The sequence below is a fragment of the Massilimicrobiota sp. An80 genome, assembly GCF_002159255.1.
GTDB lineage: Bacteria > Bacillota_I > Bacilli_A > Erysipelotrichales > Coprobacillaceae > Allocoprobacillus > Allocoprobacillus merdigallinarum.
The window spans coordinates 1-17,810 of the sequence record NZ_NFHI01000046.1; the positions used below are offsets into that span (position 1 = coordinate 1).

Genomic DNA, 17,810 nt, shown 5'->3' on the forward strand with positions numbered 1-17,810 from the left:
TCAACATAGCACAGCTACATGAAATCATACATGATGTCAACATTCTGCTTTCAATGATCAATGGTAAAAAAAGACAGCTAAAAAAGAAGATAGAACAGATAGAGAAGATGCTAGACAAATAGAGTAGAGGGAAGAAATTAATCTTCGCCCCTCTCATTGCACTTATCCCGAATTATTGATTATCCCGAAAAACAGGTTTTTCCAATGAAAAATCAAGTAAAATTCGGGATAATTTTTATTACTTGAGTGAATATAATTTTTTCAAAAGATCTTCATCATCAAAATCATAATCATTAGTGTTGGTATTAGTTATATCAATAACGGATGAAGCTGCATTGATCGCTTTTCTTTTCATTTCAGTATCTGCATTGGCATAGAATTCCCTAGTGGTGTTAATCTGCGCATGACCTAACCATTCAGATACCAGAGGAAGAGGCATACCGTTACGGTATAGATGCATAGCTCTAGAATGACGAAACATATGACAATATATATGTTTTGGAAAGCTTGAATCAGCATTATTTGCCATGATACAGTATCGATCGATAAATTTCTGTACTGTGTCAGGATTCATTTTTGTTCGTTCACCGTTATGAAATGTAAAAAAGACATGGTCTTCACTGGTTAACTCATAGTTATCTAAATATTTCCTGAGATGCTCAACTGTTTTATCCATTATTGGAACTATACGCATCTTTCTTCCTTTACCATTAAGAACGATATGCGGAGATGAGTCTAAAGAGATATCTTTGAGCCTTATATCTAATAATTCCTGTATTCGAGCTCCTGTATCATATAAAGTAATCATCATCGTGAGATTTCTTCTATCTTTGACATTTAATTGATTAGGTTGACTGAGAAGAAATTCTAATTCTTTCTCACTTAAGAAATCTATGATGATTCCTTTAGTTACAGATTTTATAGGAATCGTCATAAGTTTCAGGTAAATATCGATTAACGTTATATCATGATTGGCAGAATACTTGTAGAATGATCTTATGGCAGCTAATTTTAGATTTCTAGTCTTAGCTGACCAATGATATTCATTTTCCCCATATTCAAGAAATGACTCGACAAGTTCAATCGTTGTATGATTAAAATCAAAATCTCTGAGTTTGATGCCTAAACTAGCCTTAGCGAAATCCAAGAATTGATTCATACAGATTTTATAACTCTTAATTGTATGTTTGCTTGCCCCTTTTTGGTTTGGGAGAAAGATTTCAAAGAAATCGCGAATCATCTTGAAATATTTCAGCTCGTTCTTTTTCATGGTAACACCTCTGGAATGAGTGATTCCATTATTCCCCAATCGATAGCTTTTGAAGTCTTTAGTCTATCAGGTAGTAAATGAATATAATAAGCTGTTTCTTCAAAGCTGGAATGTCCCATATAAGAACTCATGTAAGGCAATATATTATTCAGGTCTTCTCCTTCATCAAGAAATTTCATCATTAACGTCGTTGCAAATCGATGTCGTAGATCATACACTCTAATTCTGGTCATATTAGATGGCTCTTTAGTCGCTTTCCATAATTTTAAAAACTCTGTCCTAAGCCAAGTCGATTTATAACTATCAAGCCTAGGTGAGCTAAACAGATAGGGACTATTCATTTTAAATACCGAAGCTTTTCGCATATAATCTTTGATCATTTCATTGACATCATCAGATATCGGTATGATTCTTTCCTTATGAGCTTTATTCCTTCTTATGAAGATCGTTTTATCATTAAGATTGATGTCGCTTATCATTATTTCTCTTCCTTCGTTAGGCCTCAATCCACAATAAAATATCAACCGATAGATAACAGATATAATTAGCTTCTTATATGAACTCGGATCTTGAACGCTGTTTCTGATGGCTGTATCAAATAAATCAGTAAGTTCCTGATCAGTGAAAATATATGGGATATAGCGTTCTGCTTTGGGAGTAAAACTTGTATCCAGGATAAACTCACAAACACCTATCGAATAGATGAATATAGTAAACTGCCTGAGAGTAGACATCCTCTTTTTGAAACTATAACTTTTTTCAGTCGGTCTTGCGATACACCATGGAATCACCATCTTCTTTGTAATGATCGTTTCATTGGGATAGTTATCTTTAAGGTATCTTGAAAAATCTTTAATATACCATCTAGGGTTTTTTGTATCTAATCCACAACTACTGCGATATTCAAGATAATCATCTGTATATTCCCAGCAATATTTCATCGTCTATCACCTCGTATATCATCAAAAGATAGTGTGCATTTTCTCAGGCCTTCTACATCAAGATCGATGTATTGTCTAGATGGTTTTATTGATTGGTGCCCAAGTATCTGGGCTACTGTATAAATTGATTGATCAGACTTTATCATTTCGGTCGCAATCATCCTTCTTATACCATGTATCGTATTCTTACCACCAACCATTACACCCGCATCTGCTGACCTTCTTCTTAATATATTATTTATCGAAACACCATCACGGAATCCTTCAAATGGTGCTAATGATCTGATGAACAACTTATCAGATTTAGTCTCAGGTCTTCCATTTAAGACATAATCAGCCAAAGCTGCACACGCATCATTATTGAGTGGTAATTTTAGATAAGAATTAGTCTTTCCTTGAATGATTAGGATTTCTTTATTTTTCCAATCAATATCAGAAAGTTTTATATTAACGATATCTCCTGCCCTGATTCCTGTAAAGCAAGCTAAAACGATGATTGCATAGTCTCTCTTACCTACAGAGCTATTTCTATCAATGATTTTTAAAATCTTTGTGATATCATTAATATCTGCAACTTTTTTAACTTTTCCATTTTTTACTCTTTTGACCTTTATAAGATGTGAAATATCCTTAAAGATGAGATGTTCATCAAAGAGTTTTCGCATATATTTAGATAATGCAGTAGCTACTTTATCAAGCGATCCAGGTGAAGTTAAAGATACAAGTTTGATAAAAGATACAATGTGGTCGTAAGTTATGTCCTGATATCTATATACACCATTTTCAATCAAGAATGTAGAGAATTTAATTAATGTCTTTTTTTCAAAGTCTATATTACGAGGACTTAAATCTCTGGTTCCAATATAACGATCAATGGATTCTGTAAACAGATTAGTAACTATTTCTTCATTGGCAATTTTAAATTTCCATTTAAAATTGCCGGTTTTTATTACTTCTTTAAGAATTCTCAGACCTCTTAGACGTTTATTAAATGTTCTTTTACCAAATTGATTAGCTTCTAGATAAGATTGATATATTTTCTCAACATTATCATTGACTGCTTCATCGTAATAATCCTCTCCCATCCGTTTGTATTCTACTAAAATGGGATTGAAATGAGTTGAGCGATACTGTTCTTTATAAGTATCATTGCCTAATGCATCAAAGAATGCATTCATAGCTGATTCGACAGCTTCAGTTATAAGTATTTTCATAATGATTACCTCCTGAAGCCATTATAAAAAATTATCCCGAATTTTACTTGATTTTTCATTGGAAAAACCTGTTTTTCGGGATAATCAATAATTCGGGATAAGTGCAATTATCCAGAATTCTGGATAACCGAACCGTACGTACGGGTCTCGTATACGGCGCTACATTTATATGTTAATACAACCTATCTTAGATAGTATGCGAGGGGATTGACCAAACCAGGTCTTTCCTCTTTTCTTATGGCTAGAATATCCGCATTAAGTAAGAAGTTAACTACATTCCCATTTGCTTGTCTATATAGTCCAAGCCTTGTATTCGCTACCGAATAGATTTGCTCATCACTGAAGTGATAAGGCAATTTCTCATTCAACTTTTGTAGATTTTTATATATCCTCGATGGTGTTTTCCACTGTTTCAGGATAATGACCCTTATTTTATGTCTCAACCATTGACCAAATTCATCTATGAAGTTCTTCATTCTTCCAATTCGGAAGTAGTTTATCCATCCATTGACGATTTGATTTATCCTAGTGAATGTTTTTGTGTTGGTCTGTGCAACACATTTCTTTCGGATGAGTTCCTTTCGACATTTGTCATACAGGTTTTTCTTACTCTTCTTTGTAGGAATACATTCCCATCTTGATGAGTTCTTCCAATATGTAAAACCTAGAAATTGACTATTCGTTGGTCTTACTATCTTTGTTTTGGTTGCACTGACCTTTAGAAATAATTTTCTCTCTAGCCATGATGTGACTGACTTCATCACTCGATTTGCTGCCATCTCGCTTTTAACGAAGATATTACTATCGTCCGCATATCTCACAAAGCATAGTCCCCTTGCTTCCAATTCCTTATCAAATTTATCTAAGTAGATATTTGATAAAATTGGACTTAGAGGTCCTCCTTATGTGGAGTTAGTTATTATGCCGAGTTAATTTAAATTACCCTTTAATAATCATATGGTTTTCTTTATTTTCTCGGCATAATACATCACAATTTAAATAGAAATATAGTTCTATTTCTATTTAAAGGAGCGTGATGATTATGAGATTAGAACTAATTTGTAGTGGATTAACAGAATTATTAGTTGATAATAACTATAGTTCATCCACCATAAACTTTTATAAAAGAGAATGGAAAAAACTAAATGATTTTCTTTTATCAGAATATGGAGATGATGTTTTTTCTATTGATAAAGGTTTAATATTTTTGGAAAAGATTCATGGTATTGTTTCAGTTTTTGAAGAATCCAAATTAAAAGATCAACAGATGCAGTTGATTAGGTCGATTCAAATTTTACAGGATTATAAGCTTCATGGTGTACTTACTAGACGATATCATGCATCTAAAAATCCAATCAGATTAGAGGGTGATTATTTAAATGTTCATATTCATTTTAATGATTATTTAGATCACACCGAATTGTCGAAATCTACTAAAAAACATTATATTAGAATTTCTCTAATATTTCTTGATTATCTTAATCAAAAAAGAATAACTGATGTTAGTCATATTGATTTATCCATATGCAATGATTATATAAGAACTTTTACTGGTATGTCTTTTAAAACGATTGAACAACATATCTGCGGATTACGATATTTTTTAAGATATTTGAATGAAAAAAATATATTAAAAAGTGATATTGCTTCTCTTATTCATATGCCAACTATATCAAAATCGGCTAAGATACCATCGGTATGGACTGAAGATGAAATTAAAAAATTATTACAGACCATTGATAGAAACAGTCCTATTGGAAAAAGGGATTACGCAATGATAGTACTAGCTTGTATTTTAGGGTTACGTATTTCTGATATTAAGAATCTAACATTTGATGATTTTAACTGGGAAGAAAAAAAGTTGAGCATTATTCAACATAAAACAAAAAAACCATTAACATTACCTATCCCTGATGCAGTTGGATGGGCAGTAATAGATTATATAAAAAATGGAAGACCTAAATATTATGAATCAAAAAATATATTTTTAAAACATATGCCACCTTTTGATATACTAAGTGATGAAAACCATTTGTCAGGTAGAATTCATTTTTATATGAAAAAAGCGAAAATTCCATTAAACAAAAATTGTCATAGAGGCTTTCACTCTCTAAGGCATACATCAGCTTCTATGCTTCTCGATGCAGGGGTTGAATTGCCAGTTATCACATCAATTCTTGGACATTCTAGTACTGATATAACTTCTATTTATTTAAAGACAGATCTTGATAAATTAAAAGAATGCGTTTTGGATTTGGTGTTTGATGATGAATACATTAATATTCGATAGTATTTTCAAAAACGAAATTCAGGATCTGATCAATTTAAAGAGAGCACAAGGATTTAAATACGCAGCAGAAGAATTCGCATTAAAAAGAATAGACAAATATTTTGTAGATAAAAACATACAAGAAAAAGTAATTATTAAATCAGTAGTTGATGAATGGTGTCTAAGAAAAACGTATGAAACACAAGCAAATCAAAACAATAGAATATCAATTATGAGAGTACTATGCTCATATTTATTAGAATTAGGATTTGATGTATATGTTCCTCCAAAGAAATTGACAAGAAGCGCCCCAAAATATAATGCACATATCTATACCGATGATGAATTAAGAAGATTTTTTGAAGCCGTTGATAAGAGTCAATCAGTTCCTTCTGAATGCCCATATCGTCATATTATTATGCCTATATTTTTTAGATTATTATATACAAGCGGATTACGTGTATCTGAGCTAAGATTGGCTAAAATTGAGGACTTCCATTTGGATGAAGGCTACTTTATAGTTAAAAACGGAAAAAATAATAAAGACAGAAAAATTCCAATTCATCCTGTATTAGTAAAAAAATGTAAAGAATTAAAATCAACTATTCATATTGATTCTGATGAATCAGAATATTTCTTTATGAAATTACCTGGCAAACCACTAACACTTCAGTGTGTGTACAAAAATTTCAGAAGATATCTTGATAAAGCAGGAATATCGCATAGTGGACGTGGTCCACGAGTTCATGACTTTCGTCATACTTATTGTGTTAATTTATTAAAGAAATGGGTATATGAGGAAAAGAATTTATTGGTATATCTGCCATATATGAAAACGATGTTAGGTCATGAAAGTTTTGATGAAACAGCTTATTATCTTAAATTGACAGCTACACTTTTTCCGATGATTCAGTTAAAACTTGAAAGTTTCTATCCTAATATGATTGAAAAGATTGAAGAATATGACAGCAACTGATTTTGCAGTTCTCATAACCAAGTTTTTAACTGAATATTTACCTCTTCACCGAAACTGTTCAAAAAATACTATAAACAGCTATAAAGATTCTTTAAAATTATTTATTCTTTTTCTAAGAGATGACAAAAGTATGAACATTAATAAATTTAAGATGCATCAAATTAATAGAGAACTTGTTCTTGAATTTATTGAATGGTTGAAAAATCGTGGGAATACACCTGTTACTATCAATCAAAGATTAGCAGGAATCAAATCATTTATAAATTTTGCACAGTATGAAAGTATTGAAAATCTGGCTTATTTACAGCCTGTTTTATCAGTTAAATCATTAAAAACTACTATTAGACAAGTTGATTATCTAACTGAAGAACAAATGAACAAATTAATAAATCTTCCGCCCACAGATACATTAGCAGGATTGAGGCATCGTATCATCATGTGCTTATTATATGATACAGGTGCTAGAGTACAGGAATTATGTGATTTAAAAATTGAAGATATCAATTTAGGTAATAATCCTACAGTTAAACTACATGGTAAAGGTTCAAAAATACGCATAGTCCCTATTTCTAAAAATATGAATCAGATACTAGAAGTTTACATATCTAAATTTTTTACAGATGTTAAATTAAAGAATGAATATTTGATTAAAAATAAAAATAATCAACAGATGGGTAGAGATGGAATAGAATATATTGTTCAAAAATATGCAACAATATTAAAAAATAATGATCCTAGTTTTCCATCAAAAGTTCATCCCCATATGTTTAGACATAGTAAAGCAATGCACATGCTTGCAGTTAATATTCCTATTGTCTACATTCGAGATTTTTTGGGGCATGAAGATATTTCAACAACTATGATTTATGCAAGAGCAGATTCAAGAAAGAAAAATGAAGCCATAAATAATTTAGCACCGAAATTAATTGAAGAAAATTATATTGATTGGAGTAAAGATCAAGAATTATTAGACTTCTTAAACAGCTTTAAATAATAATATTATGCCGAGAAAATAAAGAAAACCATATGATTATTAAAGGGTAATTTAAATTAACTCGGCATAATAACTAACTCCACATAAGGAGGATTATGTGGATATCGGCATAATCCGCCTTGTGGCATTCCTATGGTACTAGCTTTTACAAGACCATTTTCCATGATTCCTGCCTGCAGGAATTTGCGAATCAAATGCAGTGTTGTCGAGTCATTCACATGCTCTCTAAGTATTGAAATTAATTTATCGTGATTGACTGTATCGAAGTATGCTTCTATATCTAAATCAATGACCCATTCGTATCCTTCATTCAAGTAGTCTAGTGTTCGCATGATGGCATCATGTGCACTCCTATTTGGTCGAAATCCAAAACTATTCTCACTGAACTTACTGTCATAGATTTCTGATAATATTTGTGCTATCGATTGTTGGATGACTCTATCTACTACTGTTGGAATTCCTAGGGGTCTTTTCTTCCCATTTGATTTAGGAATATAGACTCTTCTTACTGGTTGGGGTTTGTATTTCTTCTCCAATATCTGTTTCTTTATCTGTTCCTTATGGGTCTTGAAATACGCGTCAATTTCATTCACTGTCATCTTATCAATGCCAGGTACACCTTTATTACTCTTGACCCTTTTGATTGCCTCTTCGAGATTTTCATCTCTTAGAATCACTTCAATTAATTTCATGTTGTTGCTTCTCCTTCCTTTTGTAGATATATCTGGAACCATTCCCTCTACCTTCATTCCCATGGGATTACGATTCCCACTTATGGAACTATCCTCGATTTCGAACTGTCCAAACATTGCGCATGGTGAGTTGCACCATATAAACATTAGGTCCTTTGGTATAGATGTCTTTACCTACTACGACCTCAGCTGACTTCTTGTGGCAGACCTTTTTCGACCGATGTTACCATCACTGATTTTAAAGATATTGGAATTCATCGTCCACAAGACCTCCCGGGGTAAATCACGAATCCTATTTCTTTCACAACGTCCTGATTTACTGTCTTGGTTTTACGTTTACCTTTTGGACTTCGGTTTGTACTGCAATCTTATCCACCATTTAGCCTTATATCAGGTTTCTGTTCGTACGCTCAAAAGAATCGCTACACCACTTCCTCCATCCTTAACATCACTGTTAACGACTTGTGGTTCACTACACTTGGCGGTAACTACCTGTGGTCGGTCTATCTCCGACTGAATCCGTGCCATGCCCGGCACACAATAAAAGTGCCTGTTCGCCCAAACAGGCACTACCAACGATGGGGACGAGTCATGATTTCACCACCAAGCTATCGCTTCAGACTTGATGGAAGAAACAATCCAAAAGTCAGACGATACAAATCAGTGCTTATGACAATATCCCCGTAGTTAAGAATACAATTATATTGTATCATAAATTTAATGGGATAAAATTTTAAAAAACGAAAAAAATCAACAGGGGCTTTATGCGCTTTTTTTGCATAATAATAAAGAGTACATATAGTCATACCACAAGAATTACAGAAATAAAAAAAGAGTCACCTAGTCTAATATACTAAGTTGACTCCATTGAGCTACTTTAAATGAGTAGCTATTTTTTTGATTGAATTATGATATAATAGGGAAAGATTGGAGGTAAAATATGAAAGCATTAATCACAGGGGCTTCATCGGAAATTGGAAAAGCTATTGCAAAAGAATTAAGTCTTCGAGGATATGATTTAATTTTAGTTGCTAGAAATATTCAAAAATTAAAAGAACTACAAACACAAATAAATACACATATAGAAGTGGTTTGTATGGATATTTCCAAAGAAGAAAACTGTTATCAATTATATAAAGAATATAAAGATATTAATGTTCTCATTAATGATGCTGGATTAAGAGATTGTGGTTATTTCTATCAGACATCTTTAGAAAAAGATATTCAAATGATTCATACTAATGTTATTGGACTCCATGTACTAACAAAACTTTATCTACAAGATATGAAAGAAAAAGATCATGGAACAATTCTCAATGTCGCCTCTATTGGTGGATTTATGCCTGGTCCTCTTATGGCCACATATTATGCCTAAAAAGCTTATGTCGTTAGGTTATCAGAAGCTATAAGAGAAGAATTAAAAAAAGAACACTCTCATGTTCAAATCAGTATTTTATGCCCTGGTCCAGTAAATACACCATTTCATAAGACTGCTAATGTGCAATTTTCATTAAATGGATTGAGTAGTGAATATGTTGCAAAAATAACAGTGAAGCAATTATTGAAAGGAAAATTCTATATCATTCCTGGATGGAAAATCAAACTTGCTAAATTTGCAATGAAAATAGCACCAACATCACTTATTTCACATTATGTCTATCAAATACAAAAACAAAAAATAAAGTGAAAATTTGCTATAAGACACTTATAGCAAGTTTTAATGTTAAGACCTTAAAATATGTCTGAGATTTGTATAGAAGAGTATAAACTGTATGCCTTCGGTAATAAATGTGCCCCAAAACAGATTAATACTGTTATTAAAAATATTATATTGTGGTACAAGCAATTTAAAAGTCAATGTATCTCCTGGCTGAAATATTCCCATTCTGCTCACAAGATTTGTAGTCAAATAAATTACTTCTGTCAAATAATTATCTCTTAAATATAAACTGTAATCTTTTCTTTCATCATATCCAATATATTGAATATAGAGCCATTTAAAAAACTAGCCGATTATTATGATAGACATAATTCACATTATAATGATAAAAGAGATACATCGGTCTTATCTCTTTAATATAGTCAAGTTGCTGAAGGTGTTCAACAGTTTCTGTAGATAGCGGGAATTCATCACCACTATATCTATAACTCCATTCATCAATTGGCTGATAAACAATTGTATCATTTTGAAAAACATATTTTTCCAATTCTTCTTTATATATACTCAAGTATTCATTTTTCAAAAGAAATCCTAAAACAACACCACAAATAATTAATTCAGTGAAAAAATACTTCAAGATATGATAAATAATATCTGCTATTTTGATCTTGTGTTGCTATAACGGTCATACGTGAACTCAAATAATATTTTATTAACTTGATCATCTTTTGACTCATTTTTTAATCAACAAAAGTAGTTGGTTCTTCTAATAAAATAATGCCTCTTTGTGAGATAATCGCAAATAATAATGACAAGCGTTTCTTTTCTTCTTCCATAAGCATTGAACCATACTTATCCAAAGTATTTTCTAATTCCAATTCCTTTAAGAGTTACTCTTCTAAAAACGAATCTTTCTTTATATTAAATATGTGATAAAGTGTATCTATATTTTCTTGAATTGTTAAATCTTCTTCAAACAAAGGTTTCTGTTTTGCATAATTAATACGTCTTACTAAAAAATCCTTTTAGACTTCTTATAATATTTCATGAATATCTTCTAAAAAATTAAAATCATAATCTTTTAAAAGATCCAAGCATATATCTATACGTTGATGTTCTAATAAAGTTGTAGGATGATGGGCATCATAACCAAAACAAACTTTATTTTCTTTTGTAACATGTTTAAAGAATTCTGGATGTGGATAAGGATATGCCAAACCATCTTGATAGTAGAGTTTCCCATATCTTAAACCATTTAAGTTAATTTCTAAAACAGCATGATATTTTTTAGCCGCTTCAACAATGATTTGTGATGCCTTGTCACATGCTGGTGTCCATTGTCTTCTTCCTAACATAAAGAAGTCTGGATGTGCTATATATCTTGTTAATCCTAGTTCCAAAGCACTTTGAATTTGATTTGCATACATCAAGACATCTTCATCATTATTAAAATAATCATAATTATAACCATCAAAATAGCGGAAATGCTGTCCAATAATCATGTAATCACAACATTCTTTCATTTTAAGTAAATAATCTTTTTGATCATCATAATATTCTATTTCAAAGCCTACTAATACTTCAATTTGATCTTTATACTTATCTTTTAATTGATACATCGTATGTAAATATTCTTGAACATCTCGATTATACATACGTTCAGCAGCTATTTCTACATGAGGATAGGCCATATGCTCACTAAATCCTATTGTTTTCATTCCAGCTTCTATCGCTGCCAGAATATATTGTTCATCTTTTCCAACAGCATGATGACAGCGTGTTGTATGCGTATGTAAATTAAAATTCTGTTCCATTATTTATCTCCATTTTTATAAAAATTCTTGAATATCTTTTTCTATAAATCCTTGATCTGTTAACACCATCATAGATGTAAAACCACAATCTTGAATCAATTCTAAAGATTCCTTATAATAACAATCTAACATTTCTTTTTGATGACAGTCACTATTAAGACAGATTTTCCCACCATGATCATGAATATATTTTAATAGTATATGATGTGGATAAGGTGTTTTTCTTTGTCCTCTGGCAATAGCACCTGTATTGACTTCAAAAATTTTCTTTTGACCAACAAGCATATCAATACATTCATATGCTAATTTTAAATATTCCTGATCATCAAAATCAATAAATTCTTCATTCTCATTAAACTTTGTAAGTAAATCAATATGCCCTACTATATCTACATCACTTCTATAAGCTATCTTTTTCACTTCTTCATAATAACTTTGAGCATAGCTTAAAAAATCCCCATAATAATCTACAATCTTATGCGTCACTTCCTGACTTTGATCAACAGCTAAATATTCTTCACCAGCTTTTACAAAATGAACACTTCCAATAATATAATCATATGGATTATTTTTTTCAAAGCTTTGTCCTAAAATATCTTCTTCAATACCTAAAAAAATATGTATCTGATCTTTATATTTTTCTTTGACTTCAAGGACATCTTGAATATATTTTTGGGTGTTATCATCAGTCATAGAGTAATCATCTATTTCTCGACAATTCCCATGTCCTGAAAAACCTAAAATCGTAAAACCTTTTTGAATAGCTTCTAAAGTCATGTCCTCGATTGTATTTTTGCCATCACAATAAAGTGAATGTGTGTGTAAATTTTGTTTTATCATATTTTATCATCCCTCTCCTATTATAATTCTTTTTCATTTCCATTGATAGTCTAAAAAGACTGTCTTTAAACAGTCTTCATTTATTCTCTAATGGCTAGAATATTATGTGGCTCAATTCCAACATACACTTTTTGTCCTTCATCAAACAGTGTAGAACTTCTAAACAATGTTTCTGATTTTAAAATAACATCATGACAATTTAATGTATATCGTAAAACATTTCCTCTTGAAATATAGTGACTAACTTTTGCTTCAAAACTATAGACATTTTGATCTTGAATTGGTTCATTTTGAATAGAAATGGTTTCCGGTCTAATTGCATAATAATGATTATCAAAGTCTTGTTTTGGTAGCAATGTTTTTAATTGATGATTATCTAATATATTATAATGTCCTATAAATTCAGCCGCAAATTTAGAAACAGGGTGTGTATATAATTCTACAGGATTTCCACTTTGTTCAATGATTCCACCATTCATTAAATGAATTTTATCAGACATAATCATGGCTTCATCTTGATCATGTGTTACAAATATAGTTGTAATTTTTAACTCTTTTTGTACACGTTTGATTTTTTCCTGTAACTCACGTCTTAATTTTGCATCAATTGCACTTAATGGTTCATCTAATAATAGAACTTTTGGTTCCATAACGATTGCCCTTGCGATAGCTACACGTTGTTGTTGTCCACCAGATAATTGACTCGGATAACTTTTTTCTTTTCCTACCAAATCTACCATTTCAATAGCACGCTGTACTTTTTGAGCTATCTGATTTTTATCTACTTTTGCGATTTTTAAACCAAAGGCAATATTTTCCTCTACATTCATATTTTGAAATAATGAGTATTGTTGAAAAACCATCCCTATACCACGTTTTTGAACTGGTACATCTGTAATATCTTTACCATCTAATATAATTCTCCCTGAATTAATCTGCTCTAATCCTGCTAAAGATCTTAATAATGTTGATTTTCCACAACCACTTGGTCCAAGTAATGTAACTAATTCACCTTTTTCTACATCTAAATGAATATTTTTTAAAACTTGATTTTCACCATCGTAGCTTTTGCATATATCTCTAAATTCAATGTATGCCATTAATTTTTCCCCCTCTTTGTGACTGCTTTATTTTGAATCATTAATGTTAATGTTGAAATGATAAATGTTGTAATAAAAAGAATAACGATAATTGCACTTGATAATTGTCCTGATTTTGACATTGTTTGATATAAATAAATACCTGCTGTTCTAAATGCACTTCCGGCAATCATATTAACAACAACGAAATCTGCAAATAACATTGTAAAAGCTAACATCATTGTTGAAATAATTCCATTTTTCATTTGTGGAATAATAATTGCAAAGAAGGCATGTAGTTGAGAACAACCTAACACCTGTGCAGCTTCTACAACACATTTCACATTTAATGCGCCAATAGTATTTTTTAAACCTCTAAATGTATATGGTAATATAATGATACAGTAAGCTCCTACTAAAAGAAAAAGACGATTTGATAAAAAGCCGGGTTTACCTGAATATAGTGAAATTATACCTACTGCTAAAATAACACCTTGAATGGCATATGGAATATTACATAAAATTTCAATATACTTTTCTAATTTTGGCATATATAATGTTGTCACATAAAGAACTAATAATATAGCCAAACTACAAATACACACTGGCACAAAAGAAATAACTAAAGATCTTAATAATGAATTAATAAAAGCTCCATCTGTTAATATTTCTGAATAGAAGCTAAGAGTAAAACCAGTTGGTAAAATATCCATCCATGCTGTAAAAACAGAATATAAGAAAGTTAAAGCTAATGGTATAATTAAAAATGCTGCGATAATAAATAAAATACATCCATCCCATAATTGTGTTTTTAATTTCATTGGACACCACCTGATTTCTTTTGTAATTTATTTGTAATTAAAACTGAAATAACCATTAAAGCCATCATGACCAATGAAAGAGCACAACCAAATTCTTGATTTTGAACAACTTCACCAACAAATTGTTGAGAAATACGAATTGGTAATAGAGAAATATTATTACTCAACAATGCATATGCTGTTCCATAAGCCGCTAATGAGTTGGCAAATAAAACTGAAAATGTTCCTAATATACTTGGTAATAATGATGGTATTGCAACTTTAAACCAATAGTGAAAACTGTTTCCACCTAATAGTCCTACAGCTTCTTTCCATTCTTTTCTTAATCCTGAAAAAATAGGAAGCATCAATAAAGTTCCTAATGGAATTTGGAAATAAATGTAAGTTAATAACAAACCATTAATTGTATATAAATCATAATTAGCCAAAAATTCTATTCCATAATTTTTTCCAATTAATGTTAATATACCAACATTTCCTAATAAAATCATAAAAGCAAAAGCTAATGGAACTCCAGCAAAATTACTTGTAATATTTAATACTGAAGTGAAAGCATTTCTTATTTTAGGACTGGCATTATGTGCTGCTTTTGCACCAATAAATGCAATAAATATACCAACAACAGCTGAAAAAATAGATATCCATAAACTGTTATAAATAGACTGTTGATATAGACGTGTACTAAAAATTTTAACAAAATGGTCTAGAGTAAAACCTCCACCACCTGTCTTTGAAAAACTTTCTATCACAATATTAATTAATGGTAATATTTCAAATAATAAGACAATGATAAAAAAGGGTAATAAAGCGAACAGATAAAATTTATAGTTCTTTTTTGCTTTCATGAATACGTTTCACCTCCAAAGGTTTCATTTTTTCAGTTGCTTGAATATCCAATAAATAACAAAGCAACGGCGCAAACTCCAATGTTGTGAGAACTTGTGAATGATACCCATTCACAATGCGTTGATCAATAATATATAATGCTGTGGTGCGTTGCTGATGACTATTACCACCATGATAACCATTTTCACTCATTCCATGATCTGCACCTACCACAACACTATACCCATCTTTAATCCATTGTGGAATATATGTTGAAAGGAGTTTATCATTTTGAATAACTGCTTGCGCGTATTCTTGTGAACCTGCACCATATTTATGACCTGCATCGTCGATACCCATTGGATGTATAAACACAAAATCATATTGATCATGTGACATTAAACTTGATGATAATGCATATAAATGATTATCTGGATAAGTGTCTTCATAATAGAAAAAACCTTGGTCTATATAAGACTTTGGATCATGATGATAGACATCTTGAAACTTATTAAATGGTGCTGATAAATAGAGCTCACTAATCCAATAATATGCTAATGCTAGACTTTTTTTATGATTCTGTTTAAGTAATTCAAATATATGGATTTGATTAGATAATCGACATATATTATTATTTGTAATTCCATGTTCATATACTGGTAATCCAGTAAAAATTGTTTCGTACATAGGGCGTGAAGCGCTAGGTAATTCACCTAGCACTTCATATTTAGCCGCCTTTTTATGTTCACATAAATGTTCTAAATAACCTAAATGCTCTCTAGCATATTCACTCTGTAATCCATCTAATAAAACAAATACAACTTTATTATTGTGCATAAGCAACAACTTCCTCCTGCCAAGATGTTGATAAATCTGACACAGCTTGATCCCAAGCTTCCTGATCTTCAATAAAGCGTGCATTTTTATATTGTTCATCTGGTAAAAGCATTGCCTTTACATCTTCTGGTAATTCTACATCATCACGAATTGGACGCGCATAACCTTTAGCTAAATTAATCTGTCCCTCATCAGATAAAATATATTCCCTTGCTAATGCAGCAGCATAAGGACGTTTTGTATAGGCATTAATAATTGTACAATATCCACTTTGAATAGCTCCATCTGTTGGTACTGATACTTCAAAATGAGCATTGGCATTATTTTCTAAGATTTGTGAACGATATCCTAATGAATTGTAATCCCATAAAACTGCAACTTCTATTTCACCTTTTTCTAAACGTGCAACACTTGTGTCTCCCATATCTAATCGATCTTCTTCAGCTAAAGTCTTGAAAAAGTCTAGACCAGGCTGTATATTGCTTTCACTACCACCAAAAGCGATAGCAGCACTTAATAATGCACTTTGTGCCTGAGTTGCTACTGAAACGTCTCCAATTGTTAATGTATAATCTCCATTTAATACATCTTGCCAACTTTTTGGTGCTTGATCAACAAGATCTGTATTTGTAATAAATGTAATGGTACCATAGTATCCTATAATCCAATCACCATTATCATCTTTAGCCCAATCAGGAATTGAATCCCAATATGATGTTTTATAAGGTAAAGTTACACCTTGTTCTTCTGCAACTGGCCCAAATGATTGTCCAACATCACCGATGTCTTTTGTTGCATCACTTGCTTCATTTGCAAAAATAGCAAGTTCCTCAGCACTAGACATATCTGTATCCGTATGTTTAATTCCGTATTCATCTTCAAGTTCTGTCCATGTTTCAACCCAGTTAGCCCATGTATCAGGCATTCCAACAGAATTGACTTCTCCATCTTCTTTTGCTTTTTCTGTAATTTCTTCAATTGTCATTGAATTTAAATCAACCTTTGCTTGTGTGCTTTCTTCAGCGCATCCTGTTAAAAATGTTGCTGCAACAAGAGCACTCATCCCCAATTTAAAAAATTTATTTTTCATTTTCATACTTCCTCCTTAGCGAGTAAAGTATAGCATTGATAAAATTCAGTTAAATATCTTCATTTTGTAAAGAATTGTAAAAATAAAAACACTATAACAAGTGTTTTCTAAATATTTTAAAAAGGAATTTAAATTCTATATTAACATTTATTAAGTTTTTAGATACTTTTGCTTTATATAAAAAGTTATAAAAATCACATATTTTTTCTATATAAGTATAATTTGAGTCTTTCAATTTATCATTTAAACTAATATAAATAAATATTATTTAAGTTGATCAGCATTTTAATGTTTGATGATTATCATCAAATATATCATAAAAAAGAACCACCAGATGAGACAAGGTAGTTCTCTTTCAGTATACAAAATAAAAAAGAAAGGGAATAGAATGACTATTCCCTCACATGGACTGGCAGCGTGCTATTTTCGCAGTTGCCTACTATCTTCGCCGCTGTGATGCTTAACTTCTGTGTTCGGCATGGGTACAG

The 17,810-nt window shown here is 31.1% G+C and carries 17 protein-coding genes, 1 rRNA gene and 1 pseudogene; 4 read left to right on the forward strand and 15 right to left on the reverse strand.

The features are described from left to right. Positions 1–238: 238 nt before the first annotated feature. From B5G32_RS11045 to B5G32_RS14325, 5 genes and pseudogenes are all read right to left on the reverse strand, one after another. Positions 239–1,270: a tyrosine-type recombinase/integrase gene (locus B5G32_RS11045; protein WP_087246126.1), complete on the reverse strand. Its 1,032-nt coding sequence runs from the start codon at positions 1,268–1,270 to the stop codon at positions 239–241. Next, entirely contained in the window at positions 1,267–2,211 is a 945-nt protein-coding gene (locus tag B5G32_RS11050) for a tyrosine-type recombinase/integrase (protein ID WP_087298341.1), read from the reverse strand. The genes B5G32_RS11045 and B5G32_RS11050 overlap by 4 nt, the downstream gene beginning before the upstream one ends. Next, the gene (locus tag B5G32_RS11055) at positions 2,208–3,425 is read right to left on the reverse strand and encodes a tyrosine-type recombinase/integrase (RefSeq protein ID WP_087298342.1); all 1,218 of its coding nucleotides are present in this window, start codon (positions 3,423–3,425) and stop codon (positions 2,208–2,210) included. The genes B5G32_RS11050 and B5G32_RS11055 overlap by 4 nt, the downstream gene beginning before the upstream one ends. Positions 3,426–3,607: 182 nt before the next feature. Continuing rightward, positions 3,608–4,120 carry a group II intron maturase-specific domain-containing protein gene (locus B5G32_RS11060; protein WP_342670404.1) on the reverse strand — a complete coding sequence of 171 codons (513 nt, stop codon included), beginning with the start codon at positions 4,118–4,120 and terminating at the stop codon, positions 3,608–3,610. Continuing rightward, positions 4,094–4,315, reverse strand: a pseudogene (locus tag B5G32_RS14325) (reverse transcriptase domain-containing protein); the annotation flags it as partial. The gene B5G32_RS11060 and the pseudogene B5G32_RS14325, both read right to left, overlap by 27 nt. Before the next feature lie 152 nt (positions 4,316–4,467). Between B5G32_RS14325 and B5G32_RS11065 the strand changes: the two are divergent. From B5G32_RS11065 to B5G32_RS11075, 3 genes are read left to right on the forward strand one after another with little or no spacing between them, the layout of a single operon-like run. Next, the gene (locus tag B5G32_RS11065) at positions 4,468–5,715 is read left to right on the forward strand and encodes a site-specific integrase (RefSeq protein ID WP_224762640.1); all 1,248 of its coding nucleotides are present in this window, start codon (positions 4,468–4,470) and stop codon (positions 5,713–5,715) included. Then, positions 5,693–6,670 (forward strand): tyrosine-type recombinase/integrase, encoded by a 978-nt coding sequence (locus tag B5G32_RS11070; RefSeq protein WP_087246130.1) that lies wholly within the window; start codon positions 5,693–5,695, stop codon positions 6,668–6,670. The genes B5G32_RS11065 and B5G32_RS11070 overlap by 23 nt, the downstream gene beginning before the upstream one ends. Beyond that, complete coding sequence (locus B5G32_RS11075) at positions 6,657–7,664, forward strand: site-specific integrase (RefSeq protein WP_087246132.1); 1,008 nt, start codon at positions 6,657–6,659, stop codon at positions 7,662–7,664. The genes B5G32_RS11070 and B5G32_RS11075 overlap by 14 nt, the downstream gene beginning before the upstream one ends. A gap of 56 nt (positions 7,665–7,720) precedes the next feature. On the opposite strand, the gene B5G32_RS11080 is transcribed toward B5G32_RS11075, so the two are convergent. Then, positions 7,721–8,419, reverse strand: coding sequence for a reverse transcriptase domain-containing protein (locus B5G32_RS11080; protein ID WP_239386240.1), 699 nt, complete (start codon positions 8,417–8,419; stop codon positions 7,721–7,723). Positions 8,420–9,296: 877 nt separating this feature from the next. On the opposite strand from B5G32_RS11080, the gene B5G32_RS14000 reads away from it, so the two are divergent. Next, positions 9,297–9,731: an SDR family NAD(P)-dependent oxidoreductase gene (locus B5G32_RS14000; protein ID WP_204209717.1), complete on the forward strand. Its 435-nt coding sequence runs from the start codon at positions 9,297–9,299 to the stop codon at positions 9,729–9,731. Positions 9,732–10,353: 622 nt separating this feature from the next. Here the strand turns inward: B5G32_RS14000 and B5G32_RS11095 are convergent. From B5G32_RS11095 to rrf, 9 genes are all read right to left on the reverse strand, one after another. Next, positions 10,354–10,599 carry a hypothetical protein gene (locus tag B5G32_RS11095; protein ID WP_158094015.1) on the reverse strand — a complete coding sequence of 82 codons (246 nt, stop codon included), beginning with the start codon at positions 10,597–10,599 and terminating at the stop codon, positions 10,354–10,356. Positions 10,600–11,050: 451 nt separating this feature from the next. After that, positions 11,051–11,830 (reverse strand): PHP domain-containing protein, encoded by a 780-nt coding sequence (locus B5G32_RS11100; RefSeq protein ID WP_087245799.1) that lies wholly within the window; start codon positions 11,828–11,830, stop codon positions 11,051–11,053. A 15-nt stretch (positions 11,831–11,845) separates the two neighbouring features. Further along, positions 11,846–12,670 carry a histidinol-phosphatase HisJ family protein gene (locus tag B5G32_RS11105; RefSeq protein WP_087245801.1) on the reverse strand — a complete coding sequence of 275 codons (825 nt, stop codon included), beginning with the start codon at positions 12,668–12,670 and terminating at the stop codon, positions 11,846–11,848. Positions 12,671–12,750: 80 nt separating this feature from the next. Then, complete coding sequence (locus tag B5G32_RS11110; RefSeq protein ID WP_087936698.1) at positions 12,751–13,770, reverse strand: ABC transporter ATP-binding protein; 1,020 nt, start codon at positions 13,768–13,770, stop codon at positions 12,751–12,753. Further along, complete coding sequence (locus tag B5G32_RS11115) at positions 13,770–14,570, reverse strand: ABC transporter permease (protein ID WP_087245805.1); 801 nt, start codon at positions 14,568–14,570, stop codon at positions 13,770–13,772. The genes B5G32_RS11110 and B5G32_RS11115 overlap by 1 nt, the downstream gene beginning before the upstream one ends. Next, on the reverse strand, positions 14,567–15,415 hold the full coding sequence (locus B5G32_RS11120) for an ABC transporter permease (protein WP_087245807.1): 849 nt from the start codon (positions 15,413–15,415) through the stop codon (positions 14,567–14,569). The genes B5G32_RS11115 and B5G32_RS11120 overlap by 4 nt, the downstream gene beginning before the upstream one ends. Continuing rightward, positions 15,393–16,232 (reverse strand): alkaline phosphatase family protein, encoded by an 840-nt coding sequence (locus B5G32_RS11125; RefSeq protein WP_158094016.1) that lies wholly within the window; start codon positions 16,230–16,232, stop codon positions 15,393–15,395. Before B5G32_RS11125 ends, B5G32_RS11120 begins: the two co-directional genes overlap by 23 nt. Further along, positions 16,222–17,322 carry an ABC transporter substrate-binding protein gene (locus B5G32_RS11130; RefSeq protein ID WP_087298240.1) on the reverse strand — a complete coding sequence of 367 codons (1,101 nt, stop codon included), beginning with the start codon at positions 17,320–17,322 and terminating at the stop codon, positions 16,222–16,224. Before B5G32_RS11130 ends, B5G32_RS11125 begins: the two co-directional genes overlap by 11 nt. A 407-nt stretch (positions 17,323–17,729) precedes the next feature. Beyond that, positions 17,730–17,810 (reverse strand): 5S ribosomal RNA (gene rrf, locus B5G32_RS14400); the annotation flags it as partial.

Excerpts from the sequence above, each read along its gene's own strand:
- B5G32_RS11065 (WP_224762640.1), top strand. The coding sequence starts at position 4,468 with ATGAGATTAGAACTAATTTGTAGTGGATTAACAGAATTATTAGTTGAT.
- B5G32_RS14000 (WP_204209717.1), top strand. The coding sequence starts at position 9,297 with ATGAAAGCATTAATCACAGGGGCTTCATCGGAAATTGGAAAAGCTATT.
- B5G32_RS11105 (WP_087245801.1), bottom strand. The coding sequence starts at position 12,670 with ATGATAAAACAAAATTTACACACACATTCACTTTATTGTGATGGCAAA.
- B5G32_RS11110 (WP_087936698.1), bottom strand. The coding sequence starts at position 13,770 with ATGGCATACATTGAATTTAGAGATATATGCAAAAGCTACGATGGTGAA.
- B5G32_RS11130 (WP_087298240.1), bottom strand. The coding sequence starts at position 17,322 with ATGAAAAATAAATTTTTTAAATTGGGGATGAGTGCTCTTGTTGCAGCA.
- B5G32_RS11100 (WP_087245799.1), bottom strand. The coding sequence starts at position 11,830 with ATGGAACAGAATTTTAATTTACATACGCATACAACACGCTGTCATCAT.
- B5G32_RS11125 (WP_158094016.1), bottom strand. The coding sequence starts at position 16,232 with ATGCACAATAATAAAGTTGTATTTGTTTTATTAGATGGATTACAGAGT.
- B5G32_RS11080 (WP_239386240.1), bottom strand. The coding sequence starts at position 8,419 with ATGGGAATGAAGGTAGAGGGAATGGTTCCAGATATATCTACAAAAGGA.
- B5G32_RS11070 (WP_087246130.1), top strand. The coding sequence starts at position 5,693 with ATGAATACATTAATATTCGATAGTATTTTCAAAAACGAAATTCAGGAT.
- B5G32_RS11055 (WP_087298342.1), bottom strand. The coding sequence starts at position 3,425 with ATGAAAATACTTATAACTGAAGCTGTCGAATCAGCTATGAATGCATTC.
- B5G32_RS11045 (WP_087246126.1), bottom strand. The coding sequence starts at position 1,270 with ATGAAAAAGAACGAGCTGAAATATTTCAAGATGATTCGCGATTTCTTT.
- B5G32_RS11050 (WP_087298341.1), bottom strand. The coding sequence starts at position 2,211 with ATGAAATATTGCTGGGAATATACAGATGATTATCTTGAATATCGCAGT.
- B5G32_RS11075 (WP_087246132.1), top strand. The coding sequence starts at position 6,657 with ATGACAGCAACTGATTTTGCAGTTCTCATAACCAAGTTTTTAACTGAA.
- B5G32_RS11115 (WP_087245805.1), bottom strand. The coding sequence starts at position 14,570 with ATGAAATTAAAAACACAATTATGGGATGGATGTATTTTATTTATTATC.
- B5G32_RS11120 (WP_087245807.1), bottom strand. The coding sequence starts at position 15,415 with ATGAAAGCAAAAAAGAACTATAAATTTTATCTGTTCGCTTTATTACCC.